Here is a 17,823-nt window from a genome sequence, read left to right on the forward strand (position 1 = left end):
GTTTAATAAGGAGTTTTCAGATCAGACCGCGCCGGAAGTGGTGCGCATTATAGGCCCCCACGAAATCAGGTCAAGGGGTTATTTGCGCTTTTCTACGCTTTTGTCCAAAGCGCGATAATCGAACGCTTTGTCCTGGTCCTTTTCGCCGCACGATTGACCAAATTAACTGGTTGGTACATTTTGAATGCAGCTTTATTCAGCTATCCGACAATAACAACAGGAAGCAGCATGGCTCCCATCGTCCTTATCCTCAACGGCCCGAACCTGAACATGCTCGGCACCCGTGAACCCGAAACCTATGGGCACGAAACTCTGGCCGACATATCCCGCCTTTGCGCCGAGACAGCCGAACCCCTCGGCCTGGCCACAGAGTTCCGCCAAACCAACCACGAAGCCGAACTCATCGACTGGATTCACAAGGCGCGCGGACGCTGCGCAGGTATCGTGATCAATCCTGCAGCCTGGACCCACACGTCGGTTGCCATCCGCGATGCATTGGTCGCCAGCGAGCTGCCGGTAATAGAGGTGCATCTCTCCAACGTGCACAAACGTGAAGCCTTCCGCCATCACTCCTTCGTATCACCGATCGCGCTCGGTGTGATCTGCGGACTGGGTAGCGGCGGCTATCGCGCAGCGCTGCAACACTTCAGCCAACTCATTAAAGGATGATGCACCCATGACCACCCATACACCGAGCATCCTCGCCGGCCTCATCGGTGCAGGCATCCAGGCATCCCGTACACCCGCCATGCATGAACACGAAGGTGATGCGCAGGGCATTCGCTACTTATATAGGCTGATCGATCTGGATCAATTGCGCCTCGACAGCAGCGCCCTCCCCGATCTGCTGATCGCAGCCGAGCGCATGAGTTTTACCGGGCTCAACATCACCTTCCCGTGCAAGCAGGCGATCATTCCCCTGCTCGACGAACTGTCCGACGAGGCCCGGGGAATTGGCGCGGTGAATACCGTTGTCTTCAAAGATGGCAAACGAATCGGCCACAACACTGACTGCCTTGGTTTTTCGGAAGGTTTCCGACGCGGCCTCGGAGACGTGGAGCGCGCCCAGGTCGTACAGATGGGCGCAGGCGGCGCAGGCGCGGCAGTGGCTCACGCTCTATTGAGTGAAGGCGTCGGGCAACTGACCATTTTCGACGTGGAGCTCGAACGGGCGCAGGCGCTGGCCGACAATCTCAACAAGCACTTCGGCTCATCACGCGCTCAGGCTGGCAGCGATCTGGCCGCGGCAGTGGCAAACGCCGACGGCCTGGTCAACACCACCCCCATGGGCATGGCCAAGCTACCGGGCATGCCGATTCCCAAGGCGCTGTTGCGCCCGGCGCTGTGGGTCGCGGAGATCGTCTACTTCCCGTTGGAAACGGAGCTGCTCCGTGAAGCCAGGGCCATTGGCTGCAGGACGCTGGACGGCGGCAACATGGCAGTATTCCAGGCGGTGAAAGCATTCGAGCTGTTCAGTGGCGTTGAGGCGGACGCGCAACGCATGCTCGATCACTTCCACAGCATGAACAGTTGATGGTTGCAGGCCGGCCATCGGTGGTGGTCGGCCTGAGCTCAGCGAGTGACGTAGCGCAGCACCGCTTCGCAAATCATGCGCTTGTGGCGAAGCTTGACCTGCTCGTCCGGCAGATCGATCTGGAAGATTTCCCCGAACGTATGCCGGTTGGATACCCGATAGAAGCAGAACGAGCTGATCAGCATGTGCACGTCCAGGGTATCCAGCCCTTCGCGAAACACGCCCTCCTTCTCTCCACGCTTGAGCGTTTCGCCCAGCGTCAACAGCACCACGTTGCTCATCCGGCGGATTTCCGGTGACTGCTTGACGTACTCGCCGTAGTGAATGTTCTCGATGCTGACGATGCGTACGAAGTCCGAATTGCGATCATGGTGATCGAAGGTGAACTCGACCAACCGGCGAATCGCATCCGGTGGCGACAGCTCATCGAGATGCAGGCGTCGTTCCGTGCTGCGGATATCGCCATACAGCTTGCAGAGCACTTCGACGTATAGCTGCTCCTTGCTGCCAAAGTAGTAGTAGATCATGCGTTTGGACGTTGCGGTGCGTTCGGCGATGGCGTCGACGCGCGCACCTGACAGGCCCTGCTGTACGAACTCGGTGATGGCGGCCTGCAGGATGTTCTCCCGGGTCTTTTCCGGGTTGTTCTTGCGCGGCTTGCGGGTCGCCGTGGCCAGTTCTTCGGCCGCAGGCTCAAGGGTAACGGTCATAGAGGTACTCATCATGGCCTTTCTTATTGTTCATCCTGCACCCTGAGGGCGGGTATGGCTATAGCCGATACCCGCTGGAACATGCAGGTCAGAGCTTCGCCTGACGCACGGCACCGCTGCGCGATTTGGCCATCGCCGCTAGGCGGACGGCGACGTTGGCGGCTCCATAGCCGACATAGCCATTCTTGCGCTGAATGATTTCGAAGAAGAAGCGCTCCTCGAATGCCTCGGTGTACACGTGGAACAACTCACCACCCTGAGCGTCACGATCGTAGAGCACGTTGTAGTAGGCCAGTTCACTGAGGAACTCGTCGTCGAAATCGAAACGTGCGGCCAGATCGTCGTAGTAATTGAGCGGTATGTCCAGCAGGGGAACGCCGGCCTCCTTGGCCCGCGCCACCTCCTTGAAGATGTCTTCGCAGGAGAACGCGATGTGATGCACGCCCGAACCGCGATAGCTGGAAAGTGCATGAGCGATGGCCGTGTTGCGGTTCTCGGAAATGTTCAGCGGCAGGCGCACCGAGCTGCAACGGCTACGCAGTGCACGACTTTTCACCAGGCCGTAAGGATCGGGCAAGACCACTTCGTCATCGGCTTCGAAGTCCAGCAGACTCTTGTAGAACAGCACCCAGCTGTCCAGGTTGTCGGCTGGCAGTGCCAGTGCCATATGGTCGATGCGCTGCAGGCTACCGGTTTGCACCGCACTCGGGTCGAGCTTGAAATCGGTGTCGTAGATGCTCTGCCCCGCCTCGGCTTCGTCGACCAGATAGATCAGACTGCCATCGGGAGCACGCATCGCCGGAATTTCCCGCTCGTTCGGCCCGACCAACCCGCGATAAGGATGCCCGCGGTAATCCCGAGCGCGCTGCAGCGCCGAAGCACCATCCTTGACCTTCAGGGCCGTGGCACACAGCGATGGGCCATGAGCTTCGAAGAACCCGTGGGCGAAGGAATACGGTTCGGCATTGAGGACGATGTTGATGTCGCCCTGGCGCAGCAGACTGACGTCCTTGGAACGGTGTTCACCGGCCCTGGCGAAGCCCAGTCGCTCGAGCCACCCCGACAGCTTGGCACCCGCCGCTTCGTCGACCGCGAACTCCAGGAACTCGACGCCGTGATAGCGACTGGCTGGCGGCGTGGAGAACAGCATGTCGAGATTCGGTGCCTGTGCGTCGGCTGCCAGAAGCTGACGGGTTTTCTCCTCCAGATACAGCAGCGAGCGCAGCCCATCCACCGCGTTGGCACGCGGCGGCGCCGCGCGGAAACCGTCGTTGAAGATTTCCAGAGACAGCGGCCCGTTGTAGCCGGTGCGAATGATCGGCGCGAGAAAGCCCGGCAGGTCGAATTCACCCTGGCCGGGGAAGCAACGGAAATGGCGACTCCACTCCAGCACGTCCATCGCCAGGATCGGCGCATCGGCCATCTGCACGAAGAAGATCTTGTCGCCGGGGATATCGGCGATCGCCGCAGGGTCACCTTTCAGCGACAGGGTGTGGAAGCTGTCGAGAATGACGCCGACCGCAGGGTGGTCCGCCTGGCGCACCAGATTCCACACCTGCTGGTAGGTATTGACGTGGCGCCCCCAGGCCAGTGCCTCGTAACCGATACGCAGGCCCCGTGCACCAGCACGCTCGCCCAGCAGACGCAGATCGTCGACCAGGATGTCTTCATCGCCGAGCGAGTCGGCCGCAACGTTGCTGCAGACCAGCACCAGATCGGTACCGAGCTCCTGCATCAGATCGAACTTGCGCTCGGCGCGGTCGAGGTTGCGCTGCAGGCGATCCCGACGGCAGCCTTCGAAATCGCGAAATGGCTGGAACAGCGTAATGGCGATGCCCAGATCGGCGCACATCTTGCGAATGTCGCGCGGGCTACCCGCGTAGTACAGCAGGTCGTTCTCGAATATCTCCACACCATCGAAACCCGCAGCCGCCACGGCTTCGAGTTTTTCCGGCAGGGTTCCGCTCAGGGAGACGGTGGCAATCGAGCGATGCATACTTCAGCTCCTTGTAGATAACGATCTCTGCGGATCGCATGATGACCTCGGCCAAGCTCCAGCAAGCGTAGTCGACAAGGTCTTCGGACCATTGCCTGACAGCCGTTCAATCAGCCAGCAGCTCGATTTCTCGGGGGCTGCGGCGATTATTCGCGCGCACGCGGGAGGCGGCAATTCAAAGTGTACGAACCGGTTAGTATTCTGTGCGTTTATCGAACATAAGGCCGTTTATCGAATTGACCAAGCTCTCATTTCTCCCTGACCATGGTCCCCACTGCGGACAACTGATGCCTCGAAGGTCAGACCCACAGACGGCCTAGCACGGTCCATAACAATTTCAAGAAAACGAGTACATACCATGCTCACTTCCCAGTCCCCGAATACCCGCATACCATTCGTACGCTTTCTGACCCCAACCCGGTCAGTTGCGACTCCGCGCGCCCTACCCTGACTCGCGAAGCTCCGCTCGATCAAACCCGACAGTGATTGACCTGACGCCCCAAAAGGGCCGGTCCGCGCATGCCGGCGCTCGACTCGAACACATGCTGCTGACTCGTTCAGGGCTCTAAAAATAACGGAGACAATGATGGCTAACCCCTCACGTTCACAAGCCAAGAAAGCTACTGCCAGCGGCTGGGTCGGCTCCGCTCTGGAGTATTACGACTTTTTCATCTACGCCCAGGCGGCGGCACTGATCTTCCCGCAGATCTTCTTCCCCAACACCGACCCGAAAATGGCCATCGTCGCCTCACTGGCCACTTATGGCGTGGGTTACCTGGCGCGCCCGGTCGGTGCCTTCGTCCTGGGTCACTGGGGTGATACCCGTGGCCGCAAGAACGTGCTGCTGCTGTGCATGTTCCTGATGGGCATTTCGACCATGGCCGTAGGCCTGCTGCCGACCTACCACGACATCGGCTTCCTGGCTCCGGCCATGCTGGTGGTACTGCGTCTGATCCAGGGGTTTGCCGTTGCCGGTGAAATCTCGGGGGCCAGTTCGATGATCCTCGAACATGCGCCTTTCGGACGACGAGGTTTCTATGCCAGCTTCACCCTGCAGGGTGTACAGGCTGGCCAGGTACTTGCCGCTGCCGTCTTCCTGCCGCTGGCTTACTTCATGCCGACCGAGGCCTTCAACGACTGGGGCTGGCGTATCCCGTTCCTGCTCAGCGCCTTTGTACTGCTGGCAGGCTTCATCATCCGCCGCGAAGTCCATGAAACCCCGGCCTTCGTCAACGAAGAGAACAAGCAGAAGATTGCCAAGTCGCCGATCTCCGAAGCGTTCAGCACCAGCTGGAGAACCATGTTCCTGGTCATGGTCATGTCGCTGATGAACGTCATCCCCGTAGTGGCCACCATTTTTGGCGCGGCTTACGCAGTGCAACCTGCCTATGGGATCGGCTTCGACAAGAGCGTGTATCTGTGGATCCCGGTGGTAGGCAACATCGTCGCGGTGCTGGTCATCCCCTTCGTCGGCAACCTCTCCGACAAGATCGGCCGCCGTCCGACCATCATGACTGGCGCACTGGGCTCGGGCCTGCTGGCCTTCGGCTACCTGTACGCCATCAGCATCAGCAACGTGCCGCTGGCATTCGTCATGTCGCTGCTCATGTGGGGCGTGGTGTATCAGGGCTACAACGCGGTATTCCCAAGCTTCTACCCGGAGCTGTTCCAGACTCGCTACCGCGTGTCGGCCATGGCCATCGCCCAGAACATCGGCACCATGCTGACCGCCATGCTGCCAGCGGTGTTCGCCCTGCTCGCACCGCCCGGTTCGGACAACATTCCGCTGCTGATCGGTAGCCTGGCATTCGGCATCACCTGCCTGTGCGCCATCGCCGCCTTCATCGCCCCGGAAACCCATCGGATCCCGATGGCCGATCTGGGCAAGCCGGGTGCCAAGCCGATGGACAAGGACGAGTACGAAGCTGCACGCAAGAACAGCTTCAACGACAACAACCACTGAGTCGACTGACCCGTGCAAAACAAGAAGGCCCGTAAGGGCCTTCTTTCATTTCATGGGTACCCGAATACCAGCGGCACCGTCCGATCAGCGCTTGCGGCGCTGTTGGTAGGCGGCGGCCAGGCCGCTCAGGCAAATGATGGCGATCCCGACCTTGGCGCTGGTCTCCGGATCATGACCAAAAATCACCAGGCCCAGCAGACCCGCGAAGACGATCTGACAGTAGCCGAACGGCGCGAGCAGTGCCGGGGCTGCGTGACGAAAGGCCTTGGTCAGCATGAGATGAGCGAACATGCCACAGGCCCCGAGCGCCAGCATCAGTGGTAAATGCCGCCATTCCGGCAATTGCCAGAAGAACGGCACCAGGCAGCTCATTATCAGGGTGTTGAGCAGACCGGTGAAAAAGTTGCTGGTGGTCGGTGTGTCGTACTGGCTGACCATGCGCGTCAGCAACTGATAGGCCGCGAAACAGGTCGCCGAACAGAGCGGCAGCAAAATCGCTGGTGTAAACAGTTCGCCCCCCGGGTGGACGATGATCAGCACGCCACAGAAGCCGACCAGCACCGCAGCCCACTGGCCACGAGTGACCCGTTCATTGAGCAGCGGCACCGAAAGCGCGGTGACCAACAGCGGAGCGAGAAAGTTGACCGCCGTCGCCTCGGCCAACGGGATGTACAGCAACCCGGTGGTGAAGAACAGGCTGCAGCCCAATAGACAGATTGCCCGCAGCGCCTGCAGGCCAGGACGCTTGCTGCGCAGCACACGCAGGCCGGATTGCGGCAGGAAGATGCCGGCCATCAGCAGTGTGTGCACGACATAGCGCGCCCAGACCACCATGATCACCGGATAGATGCCGGACATGTATTTCGACAGCGCGTCATGGCTGGCGAACAGAAAGGTCGCCAACACCACCAGGCCGATGCCCTTGAGCGGATGGTTGACGCCTGACAGCGAACTCGGGGTACTCATGCGAACTCTCGTGATTCAGCAGACATCATCATATTCGGTAGCTGACTAACTATTAGCTCAGCCTGATCTGATCAACAGCCTGTAGCGGCGCCGCTCTAGTATGGACTACGGGTTGCCGTGCAGCCGTGCCAGCAACGCCCGCGTCTTGTCGATAGCAGCCCTGGCCCGCCGCTCGGCACTGACGCCCTGCTCCAGCAAATGCCGGGTAGGAATTTCCAGACTCAAGGGAACAGTGGCCGGTAGACAGCGCAACAGCCCTGCCAAGTCACAATCACCTTCACCGGGAAAGCGTCGCTCATGACGTGCCTGGCGCAGAATTTCCGCCATGTCATCGGGCCGCGGGCCGGCTACATCGCACAGTTGGGCATAACGCAGGCGCGATGGTTCCACTCGCTGCAGATCGTCCAGGCGCGAGGCCGAACGGTCGAAATGAAAGGCGTCTACCAGCACGCAGCCATTGGCACGCCCGGCGTGCTGCATGATGCGCACGGCCTGTTGCAGGTTGGCGACGTCCGTCCAGGGCATGAACTCCAGATGGGGGTGCAGGCCGTAGGGCGCTGCACGGTCGCACAGCTCGGCGAAGTTGTCGGTCAACCGTGCTTCGTCGGGGTCGTTGCCCGCCACCAGAACCTCGCTCGCGCCGAACTCGCCACCGGCTTCGAGCACCGCCTCGAAATCGCTGCAACGAGTTTGCGGCTTCAAGCGCAGAATCTCGATATCCAGCACCCGCATACCGGTATCACGCAGGCGCTTGAGGGTCTGCCTGCGCAGCTCGAGGTCGGCGATCAGCGGGAAGTGATGTTCCTCCTCGGTCGCCGGGATCAAGCGCAGCCCGACATGGCTGTATCCGGTGCGCGCGGCCACCTCGACCATCTGCGGCGGAGACAGCTCCAGGACGGTAAGGCTGGCCAGGGAAAGGATGCGTTCGTTGCTGTTCATGGACGTTCCTCGGCGGCGCACCGCATGATCTGAAAAGCGCTCAGAAGCGTTCGGGCGTGCAGGCACTGGCATCGCAAGCGGCCCGGCAGATGGCTTCGTAAAGCGCCAGGGTGCGACCGGCATCGGCAGCGCTCACCAACGGTGGCTCCTCACGGCGGGCAACGGCAATGAAATGCGCCAGTTGTCGACGTAGCGCCTCGTCGACGTCGAAAAGCTGATTCCGAACCTCCAACGGTTCGTGCCAGCCCGCGCCGGGAGTGGCATATGACCAATGCTTGAGCTGCGGGATGCTCAGTGCTCCAGCAGTCCCTGCGAGCAGATAGCACGGCTGATCAGGCTGCCGCGGGTAAACCGGATTTTCGCCTGCGGTGAGCTCCCAGCTCCACGGCGCAGCCACTGCATCGGAGCCGGTCAGGCTACCCAGCGCGCCATTGGCGAAGCGCAGGATCACCGCCGCGCTGTCTTCATTGGCGAAACCACGCACCGCGCTGCTGGTAATGGCCTGCACCTGCTCCACCTCACCACAGAGATGGCGCAACAGATCGAGGTCGTGGATCAGGTTGGTCAGCAGCATTCCCGCACCGGGCTCGCGGCGCCAGGCGACCTCGTAGTAGCTGTCCGGTTTCTGCAACTGCCACAGTGCCGTCACCGTGGTCAGACGCCCCAGCGCACCGTCCTGCAACAACTGGCGGGCTTTGCTGATCAACGGATTGTGGCGGCGATGATGGCCGACCAGAACCGGTACGCCGCTACGCTCGACGGCCGCCACCAACTCACGCACCTCGTCCAGATGGACGCCGACCGGTTTTTCCAGCAGCACTGGCAAACCGGCGTCAATGCAGCGCAAGGCGGTCGGCACGTGGGCCGCGTTGGGATTGGCGACGATCACCGCCTGGGCCAGACGCCTGTCGAACAGGGTTTGCAGGTCGCTGAAACAAGGTACCTCGAATTCCTCCGCCAACTGCGCCGCCTGGGGCCCAGGGTCGACGATCGCGCAGAGAACCGCCTCGGGCAGTTGGCGCAGATGATGGAGATGTTGCCGGCCCATGATGCCGGCGCCGATCAGAGCAATGCGCAATGGCGGTTTCAATACGCGAGTCCTTTTCTGATTATTTTGGGCAAGCCTGACGCCCACCGAAATAATTTAGAACTCGGTTCCACAATTAATCAATCACGGTCTCATTCACCGGGCGTTAATCGAACGCTATCGCTGAATGCTCAAACGAACAGGCCTGACGCCTGGCTGGCGGCGGAAAGCTCCGCAGCGGATTCGATCAGGCAAGGGGCCAGTTCCTCCATACGCTCGGCCGGCATGCGCGCGCTCGGTCCGGCAATGCTCAGCACACCGATGACACCGCCGTGGCGAGGATGGGTGATCACCGCGGCCAAGGCACAGGTGCCGACCGAGGATGTCTCTACCACAGCGGCATAACCCCTGGCCCTGGCCTGGCGAAGGTAGGCGCGCAACTGCTGATCATCGTGGGGGGCATTGGGCCCGAACTCATCGCTCTCGGCTATCTGCTGGCTTGCCACCAGCGCCAGCGCCTCCTGATCGCTCAAGCTCGCCAGCCAGGCGTGGCCAGAGGCCGTATAGCGCAGCGGTGCATCACGCCCCATGTCCGGGTCATAGCGCAGACCGGAGCGAGCGCCCTGGGATTTGGCGATCCAGGTCTGCCGTTCGCCCTCGATCACGCCCAGGCGCACCAGCTCGCCACTTTCCCGAGCCAGGCGGTCGAGAACCGGCTGCACGATGTCCGCGCCGTTGCTGGCCAGGTAGCGGAAACCCACGGCAACCAGCTTGGTCGACAACCGATAGCGGCTGCTGTGCGCGTCCTGGCGCACGTAGCCCAGACGGACCAGTTCGCTGAGCATGCGGTGAGTGGCGCTCTTGGGAATCTGCAACTGCTCGGCCAGCGTCTGCATCGGCACGTCACCGGCGCCCGCCAGGCTCTCCAGCAGGTTCAACGCCCTTTCTATCTGGCTACCGGCCATGGTCCTGCCTCTCGATAATTGTTGCGCGATTCTAAAAGACAATCTCGTGCATGCGGAACCACCGCAAATTCGCCTCGGGGGCTGGTAATGCCCTCATACAGGTTCAGGGGTTGGCCGAGCCGCGCAACACGGGCCATAATCGAAACGCTGAATTTGTACTAACTGGTTCGTTCTTGTTCGGTTACCGAACGAGAACACGTCTGACGAATTGAATTACTCGGGATCACCGCACAGTATTCGATCCATGTTCATCGAGGTTTCCGCACTCCAAGCCTGCGAACTTCGGAAAAAGCTCTGCAGCTGAACCTATAAATATAAAAAGGTCGCCATCCATGCCACAGCTCCACATTGCCTTTGCCCGCGCAAAGCAGATGACCCTCCGGGCCATCCGCGCCCTCGCCAGTTCCCCCAGCGAAGACTGGTCATCGCTCTCTCCCGCCGCTATCTGCCTGCTCGCGCCCGCCATGCCTTCACGGGCAGACGCCGTGCGGCACCGTCATGACGACGCGCGTACCTGATCGAGGTACGTCCCCAACGTGGGCAGCATGGACTGCTTCTGGAGTGACCTATGACTACATCGAAAAAAATACCGGTGGGTGAGCGCACATTCTGCGTGCTGCTGGTGATTTTCAGTATCGCCGTGCTCTATCAGGCCTACCTGATTTCCGGCTTCTCCTCGATCAGCTCGCCGGGCGCCTTTCCCCTTGGCGCCAGCACGGTACTGCTGATCGCCGCCTTGCGCGTGCTCTACGAAATGCGCGGCAAACCCACCCACGGAGAAGGCTGGGTAGCGTCGGCGAAACGTTTCAGTCACGCGCATTTCCCCCGCCACATCGTCGTTTTCACCCTGCTTTGCGTGGCTTATCTGGCAGTGATCCAGTGGGCAAGCTTCTACGTCAGCACCTTCGTGTTCCTGATGCTCTCCATCGTCTACCTGCGGCGCGGCAAGGTGCTCTCGGCACTGCTCGCCAGCGGCATCTCGGTGCTGGCCATCTATCTTCTGTTCACCCTGGCGTTCAGCGTCTACCTGCCCTGAGACGAGACTTCCATGAGCGATACCTTTTCTTACCTGCTGATGGCCTGGATGGATCCCAACCTCCTGATGCTCACGGCGCTCGGCACCTTCGCCGGCATCTACATCGGCGCCATTCCCGGTCTTTCGGTGACCATGGCGGTGTCCATCCTGGTGTCCTTCACCTTCTCCTGGGATGTGAACGACGCCCTGGCGCTGATCGTCGGCATCTTCATCGGTGGCGTTTACGGCGGCGCACGTAGCGCGATTCTGCTGAACATTCCCGGTGGGCCATCCTCCGTGGCCACCTCGTTCGACGGCTACCCGCTGGCGAAGCTGGGCGAGGCGGGCCGGGCGATTGGCCTGAGCACGGTGATGTCGGTAATCGGTGGGCTGGTCGGCACCGTGGTCCTGGCCTGCGCCGCGCCGATTCTGGGTGACCTGGCACTGAAATTCGCCCCACGCGATTACTTCCTGATCGCCGCCATCGGCCTGATGCTGGTCGGCAGTCTGGCCGACGGCAGTCTCGCCAAGGGCATCTTCGCGGTCGCGCTGGGTGCGGTCATCGGCATGGTCGGCATGGACCCGGTCACCGCCGAAGGACGCTTCACCATGGGCCAGATGGAGTTGATGGGCGGCATCCACTACGTGGTGGTGATGATCGGCCTGTTCGGCGTGGCGGAGGCCCTCTTCCAGCTTCACAACCTCAGCACCCAGGCGGTGAAACAGAAGGTCGACAAGATCATCCCGTCGCTGGCGATGGTGATCAAGTTCCTGCCGCTGTCGCTGCGCACCTCGGTGATCGGCGTACTGGTTGGCGTGCTGCCGGGGGTCGGCGGCGAGATCGCTGCCCTGCTCGCCTACGACCATGCCAAGCGTACGGTCAAGAACCCGACCCGGCCCTTCGGCGAGGGCGCCTACGAGGGCCTGGTGGCACCGGAAACCGCCAACAGCGCCGCGGTGGGTAGCGCCTACGTGCCGATGCTGACACTGGGCATGCCAGGCGACGCGGTCACTGCGGTGATCATCGGCGCGCTGGTCATCCACGGTCTCAACCCCGGCCCGATGCTAATGGTGGAGAACCCGCACATCTTCTGGTTCACCGTCGGCAACCTGGCACTGGCCAACATCTTCCTGCTGATCTTCGGTCTGATGGGCATCAAGTTGTTCGCCAAGGTCGTGGAACTGCCCAAGGCCGTGCTGATCCCCCTGATTCTCGTGCTTTGCACCGTCGGTTCCTACTCGCTGAACAGCAGCATGACCGAGGTGTACTGGATGCTTGGCTTCGGCCTGCTCGGCTATTTCCTAAAGGCCTTCGGCTTCCAGATGGGGCCGATCATTCTCGGCGTCATTCTCGGCCCGCTGATGGACAGCTCCTACCGCCAGGCCATGGCGTCGGTCGGCGACAACCCCGTCGAGCTGCTGGGCGAAATGGTCAGCAGTCCGCTGTCGCTGATTCTTTCCAGCGCCCTGGTGCTGGTACTACTGAGCAACACCCCACTGTTCGGCTGGCTCAAGCGCAAGCGCAAGGCCGCATCGGTTCAACCTTGATACACCGCGTCACGCATGCCCGGAAACGGATATATAAAAACAACCAATGGAGAGTCTCCCACATGCTCAAGCAACTACTTACCGGCGTCGCATTTTCCCTTAGTGCCCTGACGCTCGCCCTGCCCGCCCACGCCGATTATCCGGAGCGCAGCATTCAGGCGGTGATTCCCTGGGGTGCCGGCGGCGCCACCGACAACGTGATGCGCAGCCTGGCGCCCTATGTCGAGAAGGAACTGGGCACCAAGCTGATCCTCAACAACCGTCCCGGTGGCACAGCGGTGATCGGCAGCAGCTACGTGCTGCAGCAGAAACCCACCGGCTACACCCTGCTGCTGGGCGCCGAAAACCCGCAGCTGTACCCGGTACTGGGCCTGGCCAAGTTCGACTACAGCGACTTCTACCCAGTCAACATCATTGGCCAGAACGTCGTGGTGATCGCCACCAACGCCGACAGCCCGTTCAACTCCATGGCCGACCTGCTGGCTGCGGCCAAGGAAAAACCGGACACCCTGCGCATGGGTTCCACCGGCGCCGGCGGCCTGCCAAGCACCGTACATGCCATGGTCAACGCCGTTGGTGAGTTGAAGGTCCGTGAAGTGACCTTCGGTGGCGACGGTCCTGGCATCACCGCGCTGATGGGCAAGCACATCGACTTCATGCCACTGAGCCTGGCCGCCGCCCAGGAACTGGTGCGCTCCGGCAAACTCAAGGCGCTGGCCGTACTGGCTGCCGAAGAGGTGCCCGAACTGCCAGGCGTTGAACCGATCACCAAAGCCCTGCCGGACATTGGCGAGTACCTGCCGTGGGGCCCGTTCTGGGGCGCCTTCGTGCACAAGGACACGCCGGACGACATCAAGCAGAAACTGGTCGAAGCCTATGCCAAGGCCGTTGCCAATGAAGAGTTCCAGGGCTTCCTGAAGAACTACGGTGCGCAGAGCCTGAACCTCAACGGCGCCGAGGCCGAGCAGTTCCTCAAGCGCTGGCAGTCGGTTACCGCCTGGTCGATGTACAAGGCCAAGGCCATCGAAATCTCGCCTGACAGCGTCGGTATTGCGCAACCTTGATGGATTGGCTGGGCAGGCAACCTGCCCAGCCTTGCAGCACCGGAGCGCCTGCACAGGCGATCTCCAAACAATCGATGACAGAAAACAATTCCGCCCAGGCGGCAGGACAAGTGCGTCCTGATAACAGGAAAAACAGTCATGACTCTGATCGCAACCGCTGTGCGCAGCCCCTTGTTGCTGGCCCCCTCGCTGCTGGCGCTGGGTGTTTCCCTGGCCCTGCCAATGAGCGCCCACGCCGAAGGCTTCGTTGAAGATGCCAAGGTCAGCCTCGGCCTGCGCAACTACTACTTCAACCGCAACTACCTCAACGGCACCGACCCGGTAATCCGCGGCGAGCGTCAGGGTCAGGCCGAAGGCTGGACCCAGAGCTTCATTCTCGATGCCCGCTCCGGCTACACCGCCGGCACCATCGGCGTAGGTCTCGACGTACTGGGCCTGTACAGCATCAAGCTGGACGGTAATCGCGGTGCCGCCAACACCCAGCTGATGCCGATCCATGGTGACGGCCAGGCCGCTGACGACTTCGGCCGCACCGCCGTGGCTGCCAAGGCCCGCCTGTCGAAGACCGAGCTGAAGGTCGGTGAATGGTTCGCCGTGTTGCCGATCCTACGTGCGGACGACGGTCGCTCCCTGCCGCAAACCTTCCAGGGTGCGCAGCTGACCTCCAGCGAAATCGATGGCCTGACCCTTTACGGCGGTCAGTTCTGGAAGAACAGCCAGCGTAACGACGCCAGCCGCGAAGACCTCACCTACAACAACATCAAAGGCGATGATTTCAACTTCGGTGGCGGTGAATTCAAGTTCAACGGCAACAACACCATGGTCGGTGTCTGGCACGCGCGTCTGGAAGACATCTACCAACAGAGCTACCTGCAACTGACCCATAGCCAGCCGGTAGGTGACTGGGTTCTCGGTGCCAACCTCGGCTACATCGACGGCAAGGACGAAGGTGCGGCCAAAGCCGGCCGCCTGGACAACAAGGTCTATCAGGGCAGTTTCTCCGCGAAGACCGGCAGCAACACCTTTACCGTGGCGTACCAGAAGCTCAACGGTTCCACCAAGTTCATGCGCGTCGACGGCACCAGCGGCGGCACCCTGGTCAACGACGGTTTCACCAACAGCTATGACGCCCCGAACGAGCGCTCCTGGCAGGTACGCCATGACTTCAACTTCGCGGGTGTTGGCATCCCGGGCCTGACCCTGATGAACCGCTATGTCAGCGGTGACAGCATCCACACCGCCGACGGCCGCAAGGATGGCGAAGAGTGGGGCCGCGAATCCGAGCTGGCCTATACCATTCAGGACGGCACCCTGAAGAACCTCAGCGTGCGCTGGCGTAACTCCGACGTACGCCGTGACGTCGGCCAGGATCTCCACGAGAACCGCCTGATCTTCAACTATCCGCTGTCGATCCTGTAACGCTTACACCACTCATCCAGTGTCACCCTTCAGCCCGTCTTCGTGACGGGCTTTTTTTGGCTGCCGCGGCTGCTGGTGCATGGAGATCGAAGTGACGGACACACGAAAACGCCGCTGCGGCATGTGCCGAGCGTCGAGAAAAAAGGCGAAGATACGACCCGAGTGGGCCTTGGAATGGAGGCGACCCTACCAGCCACACCCCGGCACACAATGTTCCCGCTGTGGCTGCTTCCTTCCGGATCTGACCAGGTTCACGGGTAATCGTTGCGGGGGGACCGGCAGGGCCACCATAACGCTGCTCACCTTGCAGTGAGCCGGCGCCATTGTACCGGCTTACGCCGAACTTACAACTGCTTCAAGCACTTAGCGTGCACCTGAGCCATCAGACTCGAAAGCGTCCCACCAGCCGGGCGAGGTCGGTGGACAGCTCCGACAGGCGCTGGCTGGCCGCAGTGCTCTGTTGCGAGGTGTGCGCCGCCTCGTTGGAAAGCTCGCGAATATCGCTGATGTTGCGGGCGATTTCTTCGGTAACGCTGCTCTGCTCCTCGCAGGCCGTGGCGATCTGTGCGGCCATGTCGTTGATGCGCTGCAGCGAATCGCCGGTATCGCTCAGTGCCTGATCGACACCGGCAGCCTGTTCAACGCTTTCGCGCGCCTTGACGCTGCCTGCGTGGGTGGCTTTGACGGCATTCTGCACACCGCCCTGCAAACGCTGAATCATGTCCTGAATGTCCTTGGTGGACTCCTGGGTACGAGCGGCCAGGGCCCGAACCTCGTCAGCAACCACCGCGAAGCCGCGACCCTGCTCGCCGGCACGCGCCGCTTCGATGGCGGCATTGAGGGCCAGCAGGTTGGTCTGTTCGGCGATGCCACGGATCACCGCCAACACCTCACCGATCTTGCCTGCGTCCTGCTCGAGCGACTGGATGCTGTCCGAGGCACTTTCCACCTCGAGCGCCAGTTGCCGAATCGACTGGATGGTCGCCCCGACCACCCGCGCGCCGTCACGGGACTGGGTTTCTGCATTGCGTACCGCGTCAGCGGCCCCCTGAGCACTGCGCGCCACCTCATGGACCGCTGCGCTCATCTCGGTAGCTGCCGTGCTGACCTGATCCACCGCCGCATGTTCGCTGTTGATCAGCCGGTCATTGGCACTCGCCATTCCAGCCAGGCTCTGCGCGGAGCTCGCGACTTCACCGGTAACACGGCCCACCTCGCTGATCAGCGGCTGCAGTTTGTCGAGAAAGCGGTTGAACGCCTGACTCAGGCGCCCCAGTTCATCACGTGAGGTCACCTCCAGGCGCACCCGAAGATCACCATCACCATCGGCCAGTTGCTCGATACGGGTAAGCAGCCGATGCAGCGGTCGGGTCACCAGCGCAGGAAATCCGAGGATCAGCAACAGGCAGACCAGCAGGCCACAAACCACCACCGCACCCTGCTGCCAGGCCAGGCGCTCACCATGGGCAATGGCGGCAACGCCCAGCCCGTTGGCGGCCTTATCCTCCAGCTCACCGAGCTTGTCGATCACATCACGCATGGCATCGAACTGCGCCTCGCCGTCACCGAAACTGAGGCGCGACGCGGCAGCGGGATCGGTAGCAGCCAGTTGCACGACTTGCGCGGCGGTGCGCTCCCAGCTGGAGAAGGCGCGCTCGAAGTCCGCGACCAATCGCAGCGCCTCGTCGCCTGGCTGCATCTGCGCATAGGCCTTGACCCGGTCGGCGGCCTGCTTGACGTTGTCCACCTGTGACTTGCGAAGGTCAGCGACATGCTCCACGGAGACCTCGCCCAGCAGACTGCGTTCGGCGACCAGCGCCTGGTAGAGGTCACGATCGGCGTTGAGCAGTAGGCTGACACCCGGCAGGTAGCGGTGCGTCAGGCGATTGCTGGAGTCGACCACCTGAGCAATGCCCCACATGCCCAGTGCGCCCATCAGCAACAGCAACAGAGCCAGAAAGACGATCGGCAGAGCGATCTTCGAACGAAACCCGAGATCAGCGAGCAAGCGCGGCATGGCAACCCCCGAACACCTGTGAATGGTTCTGGCACCTCGTTTCCAGCAGCATAGCCGCAATCCGTCATCATGCGCAGGCACACAGCCATCATCGTCCTCGCTCTTCGGGAAAGGCCGGATAAATGGAAAAACTGCGGCCGATGCCCGTAATTGAGCACTGCCACGGGAATTTACCGAGAGCAGGTGGGTCACAATGAGGCCTGATCGGCCAGGCCCACGGGCTGGTCGATTACCTATGTTTCACGGGCATCAATCGATGCCACACCTTTTCATCCCCAAGGAGCAACCACATGGCCATTACCAAAGACCAATTGATCGGTGACATCGCAGAAGCCATCGACACGCCGAAGACCACCGTCCGTGCGGCGCTCGACCAACTCAGCGAGATCGTCAGCGACGCCTTGGAAAATGGTGGTGAAATCACCCTGCCAGGTATCGGCAAACTGAAGGTCAGCGAGCGCCCGGCCCGCACCGGTCGCAACCCGCAGACTGGCAAAGCCATCGAAATCGCAGCCAAGAAAGTAGTGAAATTCGTACCGGCCAAGGCCCTGACCGACGCGGTCAACTGATCCATCGGCGGGGCGTCGCCAGGCGCCCCGCTGCATCCCCGCTGCACGCCCCTCTCGATAAGACTGAACCCAAGCCGACCTGTCGCCTCAA

Annotated in this window: 15 protein-coding genes and 1 other RNA gene; 8 read left to right on the top strand and 8 right to left on the bottom strand. The window is 61.4% G+C overall.

Annotated features, from left to right (window positions below):
• The first annotated feature begins 228 nt into the window (after positions 1–228).
• Together aroQ and ACT9T4_RS17530 are read left to right on the top strand one after the other, a co-directional pair.
• On the top strand, positions 229–669 hold the full coding sequence (gene aroQ / locus ACT9T4_RS17525; RefSeq protein ID WP_042553232.1) for a type II 3-dehydroquinate dehydratase: 441 nt from the start codon (positions 229–231) through the stop codon (positions 667–669).
• A gap of 7 nt (positions 670–676) precedes the next feature.
• Positions 677–1,534, top strand: coding sequence for a shikimate dehydrogenase (locus ACT9T4_RS17530; RefSeq protein WP_499118167.1), 858 nt, complete (start codon positions 677–679; stop codon positions 1,532–1,534).
• A gap of 38 nt (positions 1,535–1,572) precedes the next feature.
• Here the strand turns inward: ACT9T4_RS17530 and ACT9T4_RS17535 are convergent, their stop codons facing one another.
• The gene (locus ACT9T4_RS17535; protein ID WP_042553230.1) at positions 1,573–2,244 is read right to left on the bottom strand and encodes a TetR/AcrR family transcriptional regulator; all 672 of its coding nucleotides are present in this window, start codon (positions 2,242–2,244) and stop codon (positions 1,573–1,575) included.
• 88 nt (positions 2,245–2,332) lie between these two features.
• Positions 2,333–4,240, bottom strand: coding sequence for a 3-dehydroshikimate dehydratase QuiC (gene quiC / locus ACT9T4_RS17540; RefSeq protein WP_042553229.1), 1,908 nt, complete (start codon positions 4,238–4,240; stop codon positions 2,333–2,335).
• A 586-nt stretch (positions 4,241–4,826) separates the two neighbouring features.
• Between quiC and ACT9T4_RS17545 the strand changes: the two genes are divergently transcribed.
• Complete coding sequence (locus ACT9T4_RS17545) at positions 4,827–6,203, top strand: MFS transporter (RefSeq protein WP_042553228.1); 1,377 nt, start codon at positions 4,827–4,829, stop codon at positions 6,201–6,203.
• 84 nt (positions 6,204–6,287) lie between these two features.
• On the opposite strand, the gene ACT9T4_RS17550 is transcribed toward ACT9T4_RS17545, so the two are convergent.
• The 4 genes from ACT9T4_RS17550 to ACT9T4_RS17565 all read right to left on the bottom strand — a co-directional run bounded on the left by ACT9T4_RS17550 (position 6,288) and on the right by ACT9T4_RS17565 (position 10,100).
• Positions 6,288–7,169, bottom strand: a complete 882-nt coding sequence (locus ACT9T4_RS17550) for a DMT family transporter (RefSeq protein WP_042553227.1) — start codon at positions 7,167–7,169, stop codon at positions 6,288–6,290.
• A gap of 105 nt (positions 7,170–7,274) precedes the next feature.
• On the bottom strand, positions 7,275–8,108 hold the full coding sequence (locus ACT9T4_RS17555) for a sugar phosphate isomerase/epimerase family protein (RefSeq protein WP_499118170.1): 834 nt from the start codon (positions 8,106–8,108) through the stop codon (positions 7,275–7,277).
• A 40-nt stretch (positions 8,109–8,148) separates the two neighbouring features.
• Complete coding sequence (locus tag ACT9T4_RS17560; protein WP_082045753.1) at positions 8,149–9,198, bottom strand: Gfo/Idh/MocA family protein; 1,050 nt, start codon at positions 9,196–9,198, stop codon at positions 8,149–8,151.
• Positions 9,199–9,326: 128 nt separating this feature from the next.
• Positions 9,327–10,100, bottom strand: coding sequence for an IclR family transcriptional regulator (locus tag ACT9T4_RS17565; RefSeq protein ID WP_042553225.1), 774 nt, complete (start codon positions 10,098–10,100; stop codon positions 9,327–9,329).
• A 568-nt stretch (positions 10,101–10,668) separates the two neighbouring features.
• Between ACT9T4_RS17565 and ACT9T4_RS17570 the strand changes: the two genes are divergently transcribed.
• From ACT9T4_RS17570 to ACT9T4_RS17585, 4 genes are all read left to right on the top strand, one after another.
• Positions 10,669–11,136 carry a tripartite tricarboxylate transporter TctB family protein gene (locus ACT9T4_RS17570; protein ID WP_042553223.1) on the top strand — a complete coding sequence of 156 codons (468 nt, stop codon included), beginning with the start codon at positions 10,669–10,671 and terminating at the stop codon, positions 11,134–11,136.
• 12 nt (positions 11,137–11,148) lie between these two features.
• A complete protein-coding gene (locus ACT9T4_RS17575) occupies positions 11,149–12,663 on the top strand; it encodes a tripartite tricarboxylate transporter permease (RefSeq protein ID WP_042553222.1) in 1,515 nt (504 codons plus the stop codon).
• A gap of 62 nt (positions 12,664–12,725) precedes the next feature.
• The gene (locus ACT9T4_RS17580; protein WP_042553221.1) at positions 12,726–13,727 is read left to right on the top strand and encodes a tripartite tricarboxylate transporter substrate binding protein; all 1,002 of its coding nucleotides are present in this window, start codon (positions 12,726–12,728) and stop codon (positions 13,725–13,727) included.
• A 138-nt stretch (positions 13,728–13,865) separates the two neighbouring features.
• On the top strand, positions 13,866–15,146 hold the full coding sequence (locus tag ACT9T4_RS17585) for an OprD family porin (RefSeq protein WP_042553220.1): 1,281 nt from the start codon (positions 13,866–13,868) through the stop codon (positions 15,144–15,146).
• Between the two features lie 184 nt (positions 15,147–15,330).
• Here ACT9T4_RS17585 and ffs read toward each other — a convergent pair.
• An RNA gene (gene ffs, locus ACT9T4_RS17590) (signal recognition particle sRNA small type) lies at positions 15,331–15,427 on the bottom strand.
• A gap of 101 nt (positions 15,428–15,528) precedes the next feature.
• Entirely contained in the window at positions 15,529–17,163 is a 1,635-nt protein-coding gene (locus ACT9T4_RS17595; RefSeq protein ID WP_499118174.1) for a methyl-accepting chemotaxis protein, read from the bottom strand.
• Between the two features lie 290 nt (positions 17,164–17,453).
• Between ACT9T4_RS17595 and ACT9T4_RS17600 the strand changes: the two genes are divergently transcribed.
• Complete coding sequence (locus tag ACT9T4_RS17600) at positions 17,454–17,732, top strand: HU family DNA-binding protein (protein WP_013791713.1); 279 nt, start codon at positions 17,454–17,456, stop codon at positions 17,730–17,732.
• Positions 17,733–17,823 lie beyond the last annotated feature (91 nt).

Source organism: Pseudomonas sp. SZ40 (genome assembly GCF_052958135.1).